11 protein-coding genes and 1 riboswitch are annotated in these 14,170 nt (G+C 72.1%); of the genes, 7 read left to right on the forward strand and 4 right to left on the reverse strand.

What is annotated here, in order from left to right:
* The first annotated feature begins 92 nt into the window (after window positions 1-92).
* Window positions 93-578 (forward strand): DUF485 domain-containing protein, encoded by a 486-nt coding sequence (locus ACFVZH_RS27800; RefSeq protein ID WP_384901387.1) that lies wholly within the window; start codon window positions 93-95, stop codon window positions 576-578.
* On the forward strand, window positions 575-2,167 hold the full coding sequence (locus tag ACFVZH_RS27805; RefSeq protein WP_384901389.1) for a cation acetate symporter: 1,593 nt from the start codon (window positions 575-577) through the stop codon (window positions 2,165-2,167). The genes ACFVZH_RS27800 and ACFVZH_RS27805 overlap by 4 nt, the downstream gene beginning before the upstream one ends.
* Before the next feature lie 75 nt (window positions 2,168-2,242).
* On the opposite strand, the gene ACFVZH_RS27810 is transcribed toward ACFVZH_RS27805, so the two are convergent.
* Entirely contained in the window at window positions 2,243-2,950 is a 708-nt protein-coding gene (locus ACFVZH_RS27810) for a response regulator (protein ID WP_384901391.1), read from the reverse strand.
* Window positions 2,947-4,686, reverse strand: coding sequence for an ATP-binding protein (locus ACFVZH_RS27815; protein ID WP_384901393.1), 1,740 nt, complete (start codon window positions 4,684-4,686; stop codon window positions 2,947-2,949). Before ACFVZH_RS27815 ends, ACFVZH_RS27810 begins: the two co-directional genes overlap by 4 nt.
* Window positions 4,687-5,121: 435 nt before the next feature.
* On the opposite strand from ACFVZH_RS27815, the gene ACFVZH_RS27820 reads away from it, so the two are divergent.
* Window positions 5,122-6,192 (forward strand): CobW family GTP-binding protein, encoded by a 1,071-nt coding sequence (locus ACFVZH_RS27820; protein ID WP_384901395.1) that lies wholly within the window; start codon window positions 5,122-5,124, stop codon window positions 6,190-6,192.
* An 18-nt stretch (window positions 6,193-6,210) separates the two neighbouring features.
* Here ACFVZH_RS27820 and ACFVZH_RS27825 read toward each other — a convergent pair whose 3' ends face one another.
* A complete protein-coding gene (locus tag ACFVZH_RS27825) occupies window positions 6,211-8,670 on the reverse strand; it encodes a DNA topoisomerase (ATP-hydrolyzing) subunit A (protein WP_384901397.1) in 2,460 nt (819 codons plus the stop codon).
* 187 nt (window positions 8,671-8,857) lie between these two features.
* Here ACFVZH_RS27825 and ACFVZH_RS27830 point away from each other — a divergent pair, with 187 nt between their 5' ends.
* From ACFVZH_RS27830 to ACFVZH_RS27845, 4 genes are all read left to right on the forward strand, one after another.
* A complete protein-coding gene (locus tag ACFVZH_RS27830; protein WP_384901501.1) occupies window positions 8,858-10,198 on the forward strand; it encodes a M16 family metallopeptidase in 1,341 nt (446 codons plus the stop codon).
* Window positions 10,199-10,224: 26 nt separating this feature from the next.
* Window positions 10,225-11,592 (forward strand): M16 family metallopeptidase, encoded by a 1,368-nt coding sequence (locus ACFVZH_RS27835; protein WP_384901503.1) that lies wholly within the window; start codon window positions 10,225-10,227, stop codon window positions 11,590-11,592.
* Between the two features lie 199 nt (window positions 11,593-11,791).
* A riboswitch (cyclic di-AMP (ydaO/yuaA leader) is annotated at window positions 11,792-11,957 on the forward strand.
* A gap of 12 nt (window positions 11,958-11,969) precedes the next feature.
* Entirely contained in the window at window positions 11,970-12,740 is a 771-nt protein-coding gene (locus tag ACFVZH_RS27840; RefSeq protein ID WP_384901399.1) for a M23 family metallopeptidase, read from the forward strand.
* 200 nt (window positions 12,741-12,940) lie between these two features.
* On the forward strand, window positions 12,941-13,624 hold the full coding sequence (locus ACFVZH_RS27845) for a GntR family transcriptional regulator (RefSeq protein WP_384901401.1): 684 nt from the start codon (window positions 12,941-12,943) through the stop codon (window positions 13,622-13,624).
* A 157-nt stretch (window positions 13,625-13,781) separates the two neighbouring features.
* Here the strand turns inward: ACFVZH_RS27845 and ACFVZH_RS27850 are convergent, their stop codons facing one another.
* Window positions 13,782-14,063, reverse strand: coding sequence for an HPr family phosphocarrier protein (locus tag ACFVZH_RS27850; protein WP_384901402.1), 282 nt, complete (start codon window positions 14,061-14,063; stop codon window positions 13,782-13,784).
* Window positions 14,064-14,170: the final 107 nt, after the last annotated feature.

Below are 14,170 nucleotides of genomic sequence, written 5' to 3' on the forward strand. Positions count from 1 at the left end.
GAAGTGAAGGAGGAGAAGAGTCCGGGATCTTCCCGCTCTGTCCATCCTTGGGCACGCGGCCGAAACGGTTCGCTGACAAGGAGAGTTGACCGGTGGAGCAGGTGGACGAGCAGGAGGGGCGCGACGCGTCGGCGATGCCGGTGGGAGACCCCTGGTACGACGCGACGGGCGCCGAGTGGGGTGAGCGGGCGGGAGCCGGGGTTCCCGGTGACGGCCGCCCCGACGCGGTGCCGCGGCAGCGGGTCCACAGTGCGGCGGAGATCTATCTGGAAGTCCAGCGGAGCCCCGCCTTCCAGGAAGTACGCAGCCGCTACCGCCGGTTCGTCTTCCCGGCCACCCTCGCCTTCTTCCTCTGGTACCTCGCCTATGTCGTGGCGGCGACGGCCGCGCCCGGGTTCATGGCCCGGCCGGTCGCCGGGGCGGTGAACGTGGCGATGGTCGCGGGGCTCGGGCAGTTCCTCACCACCTTCCTGCTGACCTGGGCGTACGCACGGCACGCACGGCTGCGCAGGGACCGGGCGGCGCTGGAGTTGCGCTGGGACACGCAGGAGATGACCCGAGGGGCGGTGCAGCGGTGACCGGAGAACACCAGACCCTGGCGCTCCTGCTGTTCAGCGCCTTCGTCGCGGTCACGCTGGGGATCACGACCTGGGTGAGCCGCAACCGGCATGGTTCGGCCGAGGAGTTCTATGCCGGGGGACGGCTGTTCTCGCCCCTGGAGAACGGCTTCGCGATCGCCGGCGACTACATGTCCGCGGCCTCGTTCCTCGGTATCTCCGGGCTGATCGCGCTGTACGGCTACGACGGCATGCTGTACTCCGTCGGGTTCCTCGTCGCCTGGCTGGTCGTGCTCCTGCTGGTCGCCGAACTCGTCCGCAACTGCGGCCGGTTCACGCTGGCCGACGTCGTCGCCGCGCGGATGGCCGAGCGGCCCGTGCGGATCGCCGCCGGTACGTCCTCGGTGGCGGTCTCCGTGCTGTACCTCGTGGCACAGATGGTGGGGGCCGGAAGCCTGGTCGCGCTGCTGCTCGGCGGGACCGGCGAGGCGGCCCGTTCGTGGACGGTGATCGGCGTCGGCGCGCTGATGGTGGTCTACGTGTCGCTCGGCGGCATGCGGGCCACCACCTGGATCCAGATCGTCAAGGCGGTGCTGCTCATGGCGGGCACGGTCGCGCTGACCGTCCTCGTCCTGGTCCGCTTCCACGGCGACGTCAACAGCCTGCTCTCCACCGCGGCCCGGCGCAGCGGCCACGGCATGGACTTCCTCGCCCCCGGCCTCCGCTACGGCGGGGACTGGACGTCCCGGCTCGACTTCATCAGCCTCGGCCTCGCGCTGGTGCTGGGCACCGCGGGACTGCCGCACATCCTGTCGCGCTTCTACACCGTGCCGACGGCGCGGGCCGCTCGCCGCTCCGTCGTCTGGGCCATCGGGCTCATCGGCAGCTTCTACCTGATGACCATCGTGCTGGGCTTCGGCGCGGCTGCCCTGATCGGTCCGGACGAGGTCCGCGCCTCGAACGCGTCCGGGAACACCGCCGTGCCCCTGCTCGCCCTCGATCTCGGCGGGGGAGCGGGGTCCACCGGCGGGACGGTGCTCTTCGCGATCGTCGCCGCCGTCGCCTTCGCGACCATCCTCGCCGTCGTCGCGGGGATCACCCTCGCCTCCTCGGCCTCCGTCGCCCACGACCTGTACAGCTCGCTGCGCCGCCGGCACGCGAAGCAGTACAGCGAGGTGACCGTGGCCCGGGTCGCCGCAGCGGTGATCGGCGCGGCCGCCATCGGCCTCGGGCTGCTGGCCCGCGACCTCAACGTGGCGTTCCTCGTCGGTCTGGCCTTCGCGGTCGCGGCCTCCGCCAACCTGCCGGTGCTGCTCTACTCGCTGTTCTGGCGGAGGTTCACCACCAGGGGCGCGGTCTGGGCCGTGTACGGCGGCCTGATCCCCGCGGTGCTGCTCGTCCTGGTCTCGCCCGTCGTCTCCGGCGGTCCGGAAGCGCTCTTCCCCGGCGTCGACTTCCAGCTGTTCCCGCTGCAGAACCCGGGCGTGGTCTCCATCCCGCTCGGCTTCCTCGCGGGCTGGATCGGCACGCTCACCTCGCCGGAGCCGCCCGACGAGGCCCGCCACGCCGAGACCGAGGTCCGGGCGCTGACCGGCGCGGGAGCCGTCTGACCCGGCTCGGGTCGTTCCTCACGTCCCGGTTCGTGCCTCTGGTCCCGGGTCATGCCTCATGCCCGGGGCCGAGTCTCACGCCTCGGGGCCTGCCTCAGGTGGTGGGGGTGAGGAGGTCCAGGCGTACCGGTGCTCGGGGCGGCCGGTCTCGCCGTACCGGAGCGAGAGGCGGACCCGGCCGGTGCGTTCGAGGAGCTTGAGGTAGCGCTGTGCCGTCTGGCGGCTGATGCCGGCCCGCTCGGCGATCTCCTGCGCGGAGAGCGGGCCGGCGGCGGCGAGCAGCACCTGCCGGACCAGCTCGGCCGTGGTGGGGGAATGCCCCTTGGGCAGGTCGGGGGCGACGGAACCGGCCGAGAGGACGCCGAAGATCCGGTCCACCTCGGCCTGCTCGGCCTCGCCACCGCTCTCCAGGGTGCGGCGGAGCGTCGCGTACGCCTCCAGCTTGGCCCGCAGCCCGGCGAAGTTGAACGGCTTGACCAGGTACTGGAGGGCGCCGTGGCGCATCGCCGCCTGCACGGTCGCCACGTCCCGGGCCGCCGTCACCATGATCACGTCGCACTGGTGGCCGCGCGCACGGAGTTCCCGTACGGCGGCGAGGCCGTTCTCGTCGGGCAGGTAGTGGTCCAGGAGGACCAGGTCCACCGCGTGGCCGTCCAAGGCGGCGAGTGCCTCGGCGGTCGAGTGGGCGGTGGCGACGACCCGGAAGCCCGGCACCTTGGCGACGTAGGCGGCGTTGATCCGCGCGACCAGGACGTCGTCGTCCACCACGAGCACGTCGATCATCGTGCCTCCTCCGCTGTCTCCGGCCCGAAGAGGCCGGAGGGGCTGGAGAAGCCGGAAGGGCCGGCGCTGGTGTCGGGGCTGGAGGGGGTGGGGACGGTCGTGGCGGGCTCCGGATCGGTCAGGGCGTCCGGGAGGACGACCGTGAACGCGGCGCCCCCGTCGGGACCGTCGGTCACCCGGGCGGTGCCGCCCCGGCGTTCGGCGAGCCGGCGTACGAGGGCGAGGCCCAGTCCGCGCTTTCCGTGCGAGGGAAGCGCCTTCGTCGTCCAGCCCTCGGTGAAGATCAGCTCGCGGCGGTCCACGGGGACCCCCGGGCCGCTGTCCGTGACGCTCAGCACGACCGTACGGCCCTCGGCGCGGAAGGTGACGCCGACCCGGGCGCCGGTGGTGCCGGCGACGGCGTCCAGGGCGTTGTCGACGAGGTTGCCGACGACGGTGACCAGCTCGCGCGGGTCGACGAGCCGGTCCGGCAGCAGCGAGTCGGGGGCGAGACGCAGGGAGACCCCGCGCTCGGCGGCGACGGTGGCCTTGCCGACCAGGAGCGCGGCGAGGAGCGGGTCGTGGATCTTCTCCGTGACCTGTTCCGCGGTGGCCCGGTGCACCCCGACCACCTCGGTGACGAACTCGACCGCCTCCTCGTGCATCTCCAGCTCCAGGAGCCCCAGGAGGGTGTGCAGCCGGTTGGCGTGCTCGTGGTCCTGCGCGCGGAGGGCGTCGATCAGCCCCCGGGTCGAGTCCAGCTCGCGGCCGAGGTGTTCCAGCTCGGTGCGGTCGCGCAGGGTCGCGACGGCGCCGCCGTCGTCCGTGGGCATCCGGTTGGCGATCAGGACCCGGTGCCCCCGGACGGTGACCAGGTCGTCGCCGGTGACCCGGCCCGCGAGGACGTCCGCCGTGCGGCCCGCGCCGAGGACCTCGTCGAGCGGCCGGCCCGCGGCCTCGGGGCCGACGCCGAGCAGCCGCTGCGCCTCGTCGTTCATGAGCCGCACGGAGCCGTTGCGGTCCAGGGCCACGACGCCCTCGCGGATGCCGTGCAGCATCGCCTCGCGTTCGGTGAGCAGTGCGGAGATATCGGAGAAGGCCAGGTCGTGGGTCTGCCGCTGGAGGCGCCGGGAGATCAGGTACGCGGCCAGGGCTCCGGCGGCGAGCGCGCCGCCGGCGTAGGCGAGGAGGCCGGGGATCGCGGCGAGGAGTCGGTCCCGGACGCTGTCGTACTCGATGCCGACCGACACCGCGCCGACGATCCGCCCGTCCGCGTCCCGCAGTGGCACCTTGCCGCGTGCCGAGCGGCCCAGGGTGCCGTTGTCGATCTCCATGACCTCGTGCCCGGCCAGGACGCTGCTCGGGTCCGTGGAGACGAGTCTGCCGATCTGGGCGGGGTCCGTGTGCGACCAGCGCACCCCGCGGGTGTCCATGACCACGACGTACTCGGCGCCCGTCGCGGTCCGGATCCGCTCGGCCTCCGTCTGCACCGGGCCCCGGGCGGACGGCGGGCTTCCGGTGAGGTCACGGGCCAGCCGGGGCGAGGCGGTCGTGTCGGCGATGGCCAGCGCCTGCCGCATGGCCTGGTCGTCGAGCTGCGCGCTGAGCGGGGCGAGGAAGAGGCCCGTGGCGAGGATGGTCACACCGGTCGCGATGACCAGCTGCATCAGCAGGACCTGCGAGAACACCCGCTGCGGCCAGCCGAACCGCCGACGGCGCGCCGGGGGGCGCGGGGGGCTGGTCTGTGCGGGGCTCATGCCGGAAAAGGTACGGCGACACGGTCCGGGACCGGAAATGGCGTGTCGGAGGCCGGGGCGGACTGCGTCCCGCCGATGGGGGTGCACGGCCTGGTGCGCCCGGCCTGTGGTGCGCCCGGCTTGCGGTGCGCCCTGCCTATCGTGCGCCCGGCGTGCGGTGCGCCCGGCCTGCGGTGGGCCCGGCCGTGGAGGTGCCGCCGGGGGCGGGGTCCCGTGTGCCCACCCGTCCCGCCCTGCGGGACGATTGCCCACCCGGGGGGGGTGTCCCGCACTGCGGGGCTGCCCACACGGGGGGTGCGGCGGGCTCGGGCCCGGCCTGCGGGGGGATGGCCCGCACGGAGGGGCGGGGCCGGTTCGAGGGGGTGGGTGGTGGGGGCTGCCTATTCTGGGGGTTTCCCACGGCCGTGGGGTACGAAGGAACCGGAGGCACGTCCCTTGAGCACGCAGCAGATCCCCGTCGTCGTTCTGGCCGGGTTTCTCGGGGCGGGGAAGACCACGCTCCTGAACCATGTGCTGCGCAGCGCCCGGGGCACCCGTATCGGAGTGATGGTCAACGACTTCGGGGACATCGGGATCGACGCGATGACCGTCGCCGGGCAGGTCGGCTCCACGGTCTCGCTGGGCAACGGGTGTCTGTGCTGTGCCGTGGACGCCAGTGAGCTCGACGAGTACCTGGAGGTGCTGGCCCGGCCCTCGTCCCGGCTCGACGTGATCGTCATCGAGGCGAGCGGCCTTGCCGAGCCCCAGGAACTGGTCCGCATGGTGCTCGCCAGCGAGAACGAGCGGATCGTGTACGGGGGGCTCGTCCAGGTCGTGGACGCGGCCGAGTTCTCCGCCACCCGGCAGCGGCACCCCGAGACCGACCGGCATCTGCCGATCGCGGACCTCGTGGTCGTGAACAAGGCCGACCGGGTCTCCGAGGACGAGCTGCGGGCCGTCCACGGGACGGTGCGCGGGCTGGCGGGCAAGGCCGTGGTGGTCGACGCCCGGCACGGGCGGATCGACCCGGAGCTGCTGTTCGACCGTGTCGTGCCCGACGGGGAGATCGAGGGGCAGATGTCCATCGAGGACATCCTGTACGGCGAGGACGACCCGCAGGCCCACCCGCACGCGGAGTACGAGACCGTCTCGCTGGCGGCCTCCGTCCCGCTCCACCCGCGTCGGCTCATGGCCTTCCTGGACGGCAGGCCCGAGGGTCTCTACCGGATCAAGGGCTTCGTCGACTTCGGGGCCGCCGACCCGGCCAACCGCTACGCCGTCCACGCCGTCGGCCGCTTCCTGCGCTTCTACCCCGAGCCGTGGCCCGAGGGCGAGGAGCGGCTCACCCAGCTCGTCCTGATCGGCTCCGGCATCGACGCGGCCGGCCTGCGCAAGGAACTCGCCGCCTGCGAGCTGAACGGCCCGCAGGACGCCCCCGACGAACACGGCATGTGGGGCGTCCTGCGGTACGTGCAGCGGACGGAGGACCAGCCGGACGAGCCCCAGGGGGTGTCCGGACAGGGCTAGGCCCTGTCCGGACAGTCCCTAGTTCGCCGGGCCGGCCACCACGTCGACCGGCTGGGGGAGCGGGGTGCCCGAGCCGTCGCGGCGCGGGTCCGGGGTGGGCAGACTCACCGGGGCGCCGGACTTCTGCGCGGCACGCGCGGGGGTGGTGCCCGCCCAGGCGAGGATCAGGACGTCCTCGCCCTTGAGGAACCGCTGGCAGCGGACGCCGCCGGTGGCGCGGCCCTTGCGCGGGTACTGGTCGAAGGGGGTCAGCTTCGCCGACGTACCCGCCGAGGAGTCGAGGGTGCCCGTGGAGCCCGCGACGGTGAACACGACGGCGTCCGCCGCAGGATCGACCGCGGTGAACGAGAGCACCTCGGCGCCCGCCGTCAGCTTGATGCCCGCCATGCCTCCCGCCGGACGGCCCTGGGGCCGTACCTGCGACGCCTGGTAGCGCAGCAGCTGGGCGTCGGAGGCGATGAAGACGAGGTCCTCCTCGCCCGTCCGGAGTTCGGTCGCGCCGACGATCCGGTCACCGTCCTTGAGGGTGATGACCTCCAGCTCGTCCTTGTTCGCCGGGTAGTCCGGCACGACGCGCTTCACCACGCCCTGGAGCGTGCCGAGGGCCAGGCCCGGCGAGGACTCGTCGAGCGTGGTCAGGCAGACCACCGTCTCGTCGGCCTCCAGGGACAGGAACTCCGACAGCGGGGCGCCGCCCGCCAGGTTCGGGGCGCTCGCGGTGTCCGGGAGCTGCGGCAGGTCGATCACCGCGATCCGCAGGAGTCGGCCGGCCGACGTCACCGCCCCGACGTCACCGCGCTGGGTGGCCGCCACGGCGGACAGGATCACGTCGTGCTTGACCCGTGCGGCGTCCGGGTCGACCGGGGGCAGCTCGGCCGTCGCCGTGCGGGCCAGCAGGCCGGTCGAGGAGAGCAGCACCCGGCAGGGGTCGTCCGCGACCTCCAGGGACACGGCCGCGACGGGCGCGCCGGCGGACTCGAGCAGCACCGTCCGCCGGTCGGTGGCGAACTTCTTGGCGACCGCGGCCAGCTCCGCCGAGACGAGCTTGCGCAGCTCCGCGTCGGAGTCGAGGATGCCGGTCAGCTCGTCGATCTCGCCGGTGAGCCGGTCGCGCTCGGTCTCCAGCTCCAGCCGGTCGAACTTGGTGAGGCGGCGCAGCGGGGTGTCCAGGATGTACTGCGTCTGGATCTCGCTCAGCGAGAAGCGCTCCATCAGGCGCTCCTTGGCCTGCGCGGAGTTGTCGCTCTCCCGGATGAGGCGGATGACCTCGTCGATGTCGAGCAGCGCGACGAGCAGGCCGAGCACCAGGTGGAGGCGGTCGCTCTTCTTGGTGCGGCGGAACTCGGAGCGGCGCCGGACGACCTCGAAGCGGTGGTCGAGGTAGACCTCCAGGAGCTCCTTGAGGCCGAGGGTGAGCGGCTGCCCGTCGACCAGTGCCACGTTGTTGATGCCGAAGGACTCCTCCATCGGCGTCAGCTTGTAGAGCTGCTCCAGGACGGCCTCGGGCACGAAGCCGTTCTTGATCTCGATGACGAGACGCAGGCCGTGGCTGCGGTCGGTGAGGTCCTTGACGTCCGCGATGCCCTGGAGCTTCTTGGAGCCGACCAGGTCCTTGATCTTGGAGATGACCTTCTCCGGGCCGACCGTGAAGGGCAGCTCGGTCACGATGATGCCCTTGCGGCGGGCCGTCACCGTCTCCACGGTCGCCGTGGCGCGGATCTTGAAGGAGCCGCGGCCCGACTGGTACGCGTCCTTGATGCCGGAGAGGCCGACGATCCGGCCGCCGGTGGGCAGGTCGGGGCCGGGCACGAACCGCATGAGGGTCTCGAGGTCGGCGCTCGGGTGGCGGATCAGGTGCCGGGCGGCCGCGATCACCTCGCCGAGGTTGTGCGGCGGCATGTTGGTCGCCATGCCGACCGCGATGCCGGACGCGCCGTTGACCAGGAGGTTCGGGTAGGCGGCGGGGAGCGCGACCGGCTCCTGCTCCTGACCGTCGTAGTTCGGCGTGAAATCGACCGTGTCCTCGTCGATGGACTCGGTCATGAGCAGCGCGGCCGGGGCCATCCGCGACTCGGTGTACCGCATGGCGGCCGGCGGGTCGTCGTTGCCGAGGGAACCGAAGTTGCCGTGGCCGTCGACGAGGGGCAGTCGCATGGAGAACGGCTGTGCCATGCGGACCATGGCGTCGTAGATCGACGCGTCGCCGTGCGGGTGCAGCTTGCCCATCACCTCGCCGACGACGCGGGCGCACTTGACGAACCCTCGGTCGGGGCGGAGCCCCATCTCGCCCATCTGGTAGACGATGCGGCGCTGTACGGGCTTCATGCCGTCGCGGGCGTCGGGAAGCGCGCGCGAGTAGATGACCGAGTACGCGTACTCGAGGAAGGAGCCCTGCATCTCGTCGACGACGTCGATGTCGAGGATTCGCTCCTCGAACGCGTCGTCCGGCGGCGGTGTCTTCGTGCTGCGGCGGGCCATCGCGGCTGCGGCTCCTTCACCAACAAGGTTGATCTGACGCGGACCATTGTGGACCGTGCCACCGACAACGCCGACCGCGACCCGGAAGAGGGACATCAGGACCGGGCGGGAACTTCGCCAGGTGTCGGCGCGCTTGCATACAGTGGCAGGACTTTTTCACATCGCGATCGAAGGGACGTACATGCCCATGGGTCACACGGCCACGGCCGAGGCCGGCTCCGGCGGCCTGACAGCGACCGAGCACCGGTTGGCGAACGGCCTGCGTGTGGTGCTGTCGGAGGACCACCTGACCCCGGTCGCGGCGGTCTGCCTCTGGTACGACGTCGGCTCGCGCCACGAGGTCGAGGGCCGCACGGGCCTCGCCCATCTCTTCGAGCACCTGATGTTCCAGGGCTCGAAGCAGGTCCACGGGAACGGTCACTTCGAGCTGGTGCAGGGTGCGGGCGGCTCGCTCAACGGCACGACGAGCTTCGAGCGGACCAACTACTTCGAGACCATGCCCACGCACCAGCTGGAGCTCGCGCTCTGGCTGGAGGCCGACCGCATGGGCTCGCTGCTCGCCGCCCTGGACGACGAGTCCATGGAGAACCAGCGGGACGTCGTCAAGAACGAGCGCCGCCAGCGGTACGACAACGTGCCGTACGGCACGGCCTTCGAGAAGCTCACCGCGCTGGCCTACCCGGCGGGCCACCCGTACCACCACACGCCGATCGGCTCCATGGCCGACCTGGACGCGGCGACGCTGGAGGACGCGCGGAACTTCTTCCGCACGTACTACGCGCCGAACAACGCGGTGCTGTCCGTCGTGGGTGACATCGACCCGGTGCAGACCCTCGCCTGGATCGAGAAGTACTTCGGCTCCATCCCCCAGCACGACGGCAAGCGGCCCCCGCGCGACGGCTCCCTTCCGGAGGTCATCGGCGAGCAGCTGCGCGAGGTCGTCGAGGAGGAGGTACCGGCCCGGGCGCTGATGGCCGCCTACCGGCTGCCGCACGACGGCACGCGCAAGTGCGACGCCGCCGACCTGGCCCTGACGGTCCTGGGCGGTGGCGAGTCCTCCCGCCTGCACAACCGGCTGGTCCGCCGCGACCGCACGGCCGTGGCGGCCGGCTTCGGCCTGCTGCGGCTGGCCGGCGCGCCCTCGCTCGGCTGGCTGGACGTGAAGACCTCCGGTGGCGTCGAGGTCCCGCAGATCGAGGCGGCCGTCGACGAGGAGCTCGCCCGGTTCGCCGCGGAGGGCCCCACGTCCGAGGAGATGGAGCGCGCGCAGGCCCAGTTGGAGCGCGAGTGGCTGGACCGGCTCGGCACCGTCGCGGGCCGTGCCGACGAACTGTGCCGGTTCGCCGTGCTGTTCGGCGACCCGCAGCTGGCCCTGACGGCCGTGGACCGGGTCCTGGCCGTCACGGCCGAGGAGGTGCAGGCGGTCGCCGCGGCCCGGCTGCGTCCCGACAACCGCGCGGTGCTGGTCTACGAGCCGGTGACCGCCGACGAGAGCGACAGCGACGAGGAAGAGGGGGCGGACCAGTGACCGACGCTGCCGCGTCTTTGACGAGCATGGACTTCCACCCGCAGCCGGAGCCGGGGGTCGCCAGGCCCTGGGCGTTCCCCGCCCCGGACCGGGGGAAGCTGGACAACGGACTGACGCTGCTGACCAGTCACCGCCCCGGCCAGCAGGTCGTGGCCGTGGAGATCTTCCTGCCGGCCCCGCTGGACGCCGAGCCCGCCGGGCTCGACGGCGTCGCCACCATCATGGCCCGCGCGCTCTCGGAGGGCACGGACCGGCGCAGCGCCGAGGAGTTCGCGGCCGAGCTGGAGCGGTGCGGCGCCACGCTCGACGCGCACGCCGACCACCCGGGCGTACGGGTCTCCCTGGAGGTTCCCGTCTCCCGGCTGCCCAAGGCGCTCGGGCTGCTCTCCGAGGCGCTGATCGCGCCGGCGTTCCTGGACACCGAGATCGAGCGCCTGGTGCGCAACCGTCTCGACGAGATCCCGCACGAGACGGCCAACCCGAGCCGCCGCGCCGCCAAGCAGCTCTCCAAGGAGCTCTTCCCGGCCGAGTCCCGGATGTCCCGGCCGCGCCAGGGAACCGAGGAGACCGTCGCCGCGATCGACGCGGCCGCCGTCCGCGCCTTCTACGAGGCGTACGTCCGGCCCGGCACCGCCACCGCCGTGGTCGTCGGCGACCTGACCGGGGTCGACCTCGACAAGGTCCTCGCGGACACGCTGGGCGCCTGGACCGGTGAGCCGGCCGAGCCGCTCCCCATGCCGTCGATCACCGCCGACGACACCGGACGGGTCGTCATCGTGGACCGTCCCGGCGCCGTCCAGACCCAGCTGCTCATCGGCCGGGTCGGTCCCGACCGGCACGACGTCGTCTGGCCGGCCCAGGTCCTCGGCACGTACTGCCTCGGCGGCACCCTCACCTCGCGGCTCGACCGGGTCCTGCGCGAGGAGAAGGGCTACACGTACGGTGTGCGGGCCTTCGGCCAGGTCCTCCGCTCGGACGCCGGGGGGAACGGCGCCGCGATGCTCGCCATCAGCGGCTCCATCGACACCCCCAACACCGGTCCGGCGCTCGAGGACCTGTGGCAGGTGCTGCGCACCCTCGCCGCCGAGGGGCTCACGGACGCCGAGCGCGAGACCGCCGTGCAGAACCTGGTGGGGGTCGCGCCGCTCAAGTACGAGACGGCCGCCTCCGTCGCCGGGACGCTCGCCGACCAGGTCGAGCAGCACCTTCCGGACGACTTCCAGGCGCAGTTGTACGCGCGTCTCGCCGAGACCGGCACGGTGGAGGCGACCGCTGCCGTGGTCAGCGCCTTCCCCGTGGACCGGCTCGTCACGGTGCTCGTGGGTGACGCGGCGCAGATCGCGGAGCCGGTGCGGGCGCTCGGCATCGGTGAAGTGACCGTCGTGACCGGCTGATTCCGGCCCCGACGTGGCAACGGGAGGACCCCGGCGGTGTGTTCGCCGGGATCCTCCCCTTTGTCCGTATTGAGGGTAAAGGTTGGCGTATGCCCTGTGGCATGTCTTACAAAAAGCGTGTCTGGTTGGTGATTGAAAGACGATCCGCATAGCGTCGGTGCGGCTGTTCGTCAGTTGCACGTGCCGCAGCCGCGGCATCGGACAGTCATCGCCGAGTCCCCGTCAGGCGCGAGCCTGGGGAGCCGGGGACCCATATGAAGTCCCTGGGGTGAATCGGACGCCTTCGTCTCGTACGGAGGGGCCCGTAGGAGACCTTCCTGCTCCGAACCCGTCAGCTAACCCGGTAGGCGAGAAGGAAGGAAAGGACCAGCCTCTACATGGCGTTCACCCGTGCCACCGGGAAGCATCGTGCTCCGAGCCGGATGGCGCGCCGCGGCGTGGGCATCGCCGGCGTCGCGACCCTCGCCACCACCGGCGTCATCGGAACCCTCGCTTCCCCGGCGCTCGCCGCCGACACGGACAACCGCTCCGCCGAGGACACCGGCCTCACCCAGGTGATCACCGAGGACTCCCTCGCGGACCGGCTCAACGCGCAGGCCGCCGCCCAGGAGCGGGAGGCGTTCGAGGCCGTCGCCAAGGCGAAGGCCCAGGCCGAGGCGAAGCGCAAGGCCGAGGCCCGCGCCAAGGAGATCCGACTGGAGCGGGAGCGCGCCGCCCGCGAGGCCGAGCGCCGCCGCCTGAACTCCTTCCAGCTCCCCGTCGCCGGCTCGTACGTCTCCACCGGGTACAAGACCGGCGGGTCGCTCTGGTCCTCCGGCAGCCACTCGGGCGTCGACTTCCACGCCGCCTACGGCACCCAGGTCGTCTCCGTCGGCTCCGGCACCGTCGTCGAGGCTGGCTGGGGCGGCGCGTACGGCAGCAACATCGTCATCCGGATGAACGACGGCACGTTCACCCAGTACGGGCACCTCTCCTCCATCGGGGTCCACGTCGGCCAGACCGTCGAGCCCGGCGAGCAGATCGGCGTCTCCGGCTCGTCCGGCAACTCCACCGGCCCGCACCTCCACTTCGAGGCGCGCACCACCGCGGAGTACGGCTCCGACATCAACCCGGTCGCGTACCTCCGCGCCCGCGGCGTCGCGGTCTGACCGCAGCCCGCCGCACCTCGCGTCGCAAAAGCCCCGGCTCGTACTGAGCCGGGGCTTTTCGCTGACCCGCCGGCGGCCGAGTAACATCATGGATTTCCCTGGGGCATCGGAAATTCCGGCGCGCTGCAATAGAGTCGAAGATCAGGCGCAGAACAGGCGCCGCTCGAATTGTCTCGCGCGGACCAAGGCGGAGGTCGGACATGCGCATTCCCGCGCACTCGGTATGCACGGCGATCCGGGACGACATCGTCTCCGGTGTCTACGAGCGGGGCAGCCGGCTGACCGAGGAACAGCTCGCCCGCCGGTACGGGGTCTCCCGCGTCCCGGTCCGTGAGGCCCTGCGCACCCTGGAGTCCGAGGGCTTCGTCGTCACCCGCCGGCACGCGGGCGCGCATGTCGCCGAGCCCACGGAGCAGGAGGCGGCCGACCTCCTCGACATGCGGTCGCTGCTGGAACCGCTGGGGGCCGCCCGGGCCGCGCAACGGCGCACCGACGCCCACCTCAAGGTGCTGCGCGGCCTAGTCAGGCTGGGGCAGGAGCGCGCCCGGCGGGGCCAGGGCGAGGATCTGCGCTCGCTGGGCGGCTGGTTCCACGAGACGCTCGCGCAGGCTTCCGGCAGCCCGGCCCTGACGGCGCTGCTCACCCAGCTGCGCCACAAGATCGCGTGGATGTACACGGTGGACCAGCCCGCCCAGCCGGTGGAGGTCTGGGCCGAGCACGGCGCGATCGTGGACGCGGTGGCGCGCGGTGACGCCGAGCGGGCCAGGGGGCTGACCGCGCTGCACGCGGAGCGCACGCTGCCGCTGCACCGGCTCAAAACATCGGAGCGCGGCCGTGTGAGGGTTTCGCAACATGTCGTCAACACGGCGAGCGTCCGGAATTAACGCGGCCGCCGTATACAAAGAAGAGGAATTCGGCGGACGCTGTTCGTGCTGCCCGGAAACAGGCTTTCGCGGAAATGCGAAAGCCGTGACCGCCTCGATTTGGGCAGTCACGGCTTTTCGGTGTGCGGAATCCGATCGGAATCCGTACGGGCGTGGATCAGACGGTCTCGGGGAGCTCGTCCAGGCCCTCGGCGACCAGCTTCGCGAGACGGTCCAGGGCGACCTCGGCACCGTCGGCGTCGGAGGCCAGGACGATCTCCTCGCCGCCCTGCGCGCCCAGACCGAGCACCGCGAGCATGGACGCGGCGTTCACCGGGGAGCCGTCGGTCTTGGCGATCGTCACCGGAACGCCGGAAGCCGTGGCGGCACGGACGAAGATGGACGCGGGGCGGGCGTGCAGGCCCTCGGCCCAGCCGACGTTGACGCGGCGCTCAGCCATGGTGTTGCCCTTCAAGTCTCAAGCGGGTTGTCTAGACCAGTCTCTCATGTGCTGCGTGGTGCTCGCGCCGACCTTCGGCCCGGATCGGACCGCCCTTCGGCCCTCCC

The organism is Streptomyces sp. NPDC059534 (genome assembly GCF_042743475.1).
In the GTDB taxonomy this organism is placed as follows: Bacteria; Actinomycetota; Actinomycetes; order Streptomycetales; family Streptomycetaceae; genus Streptomyces.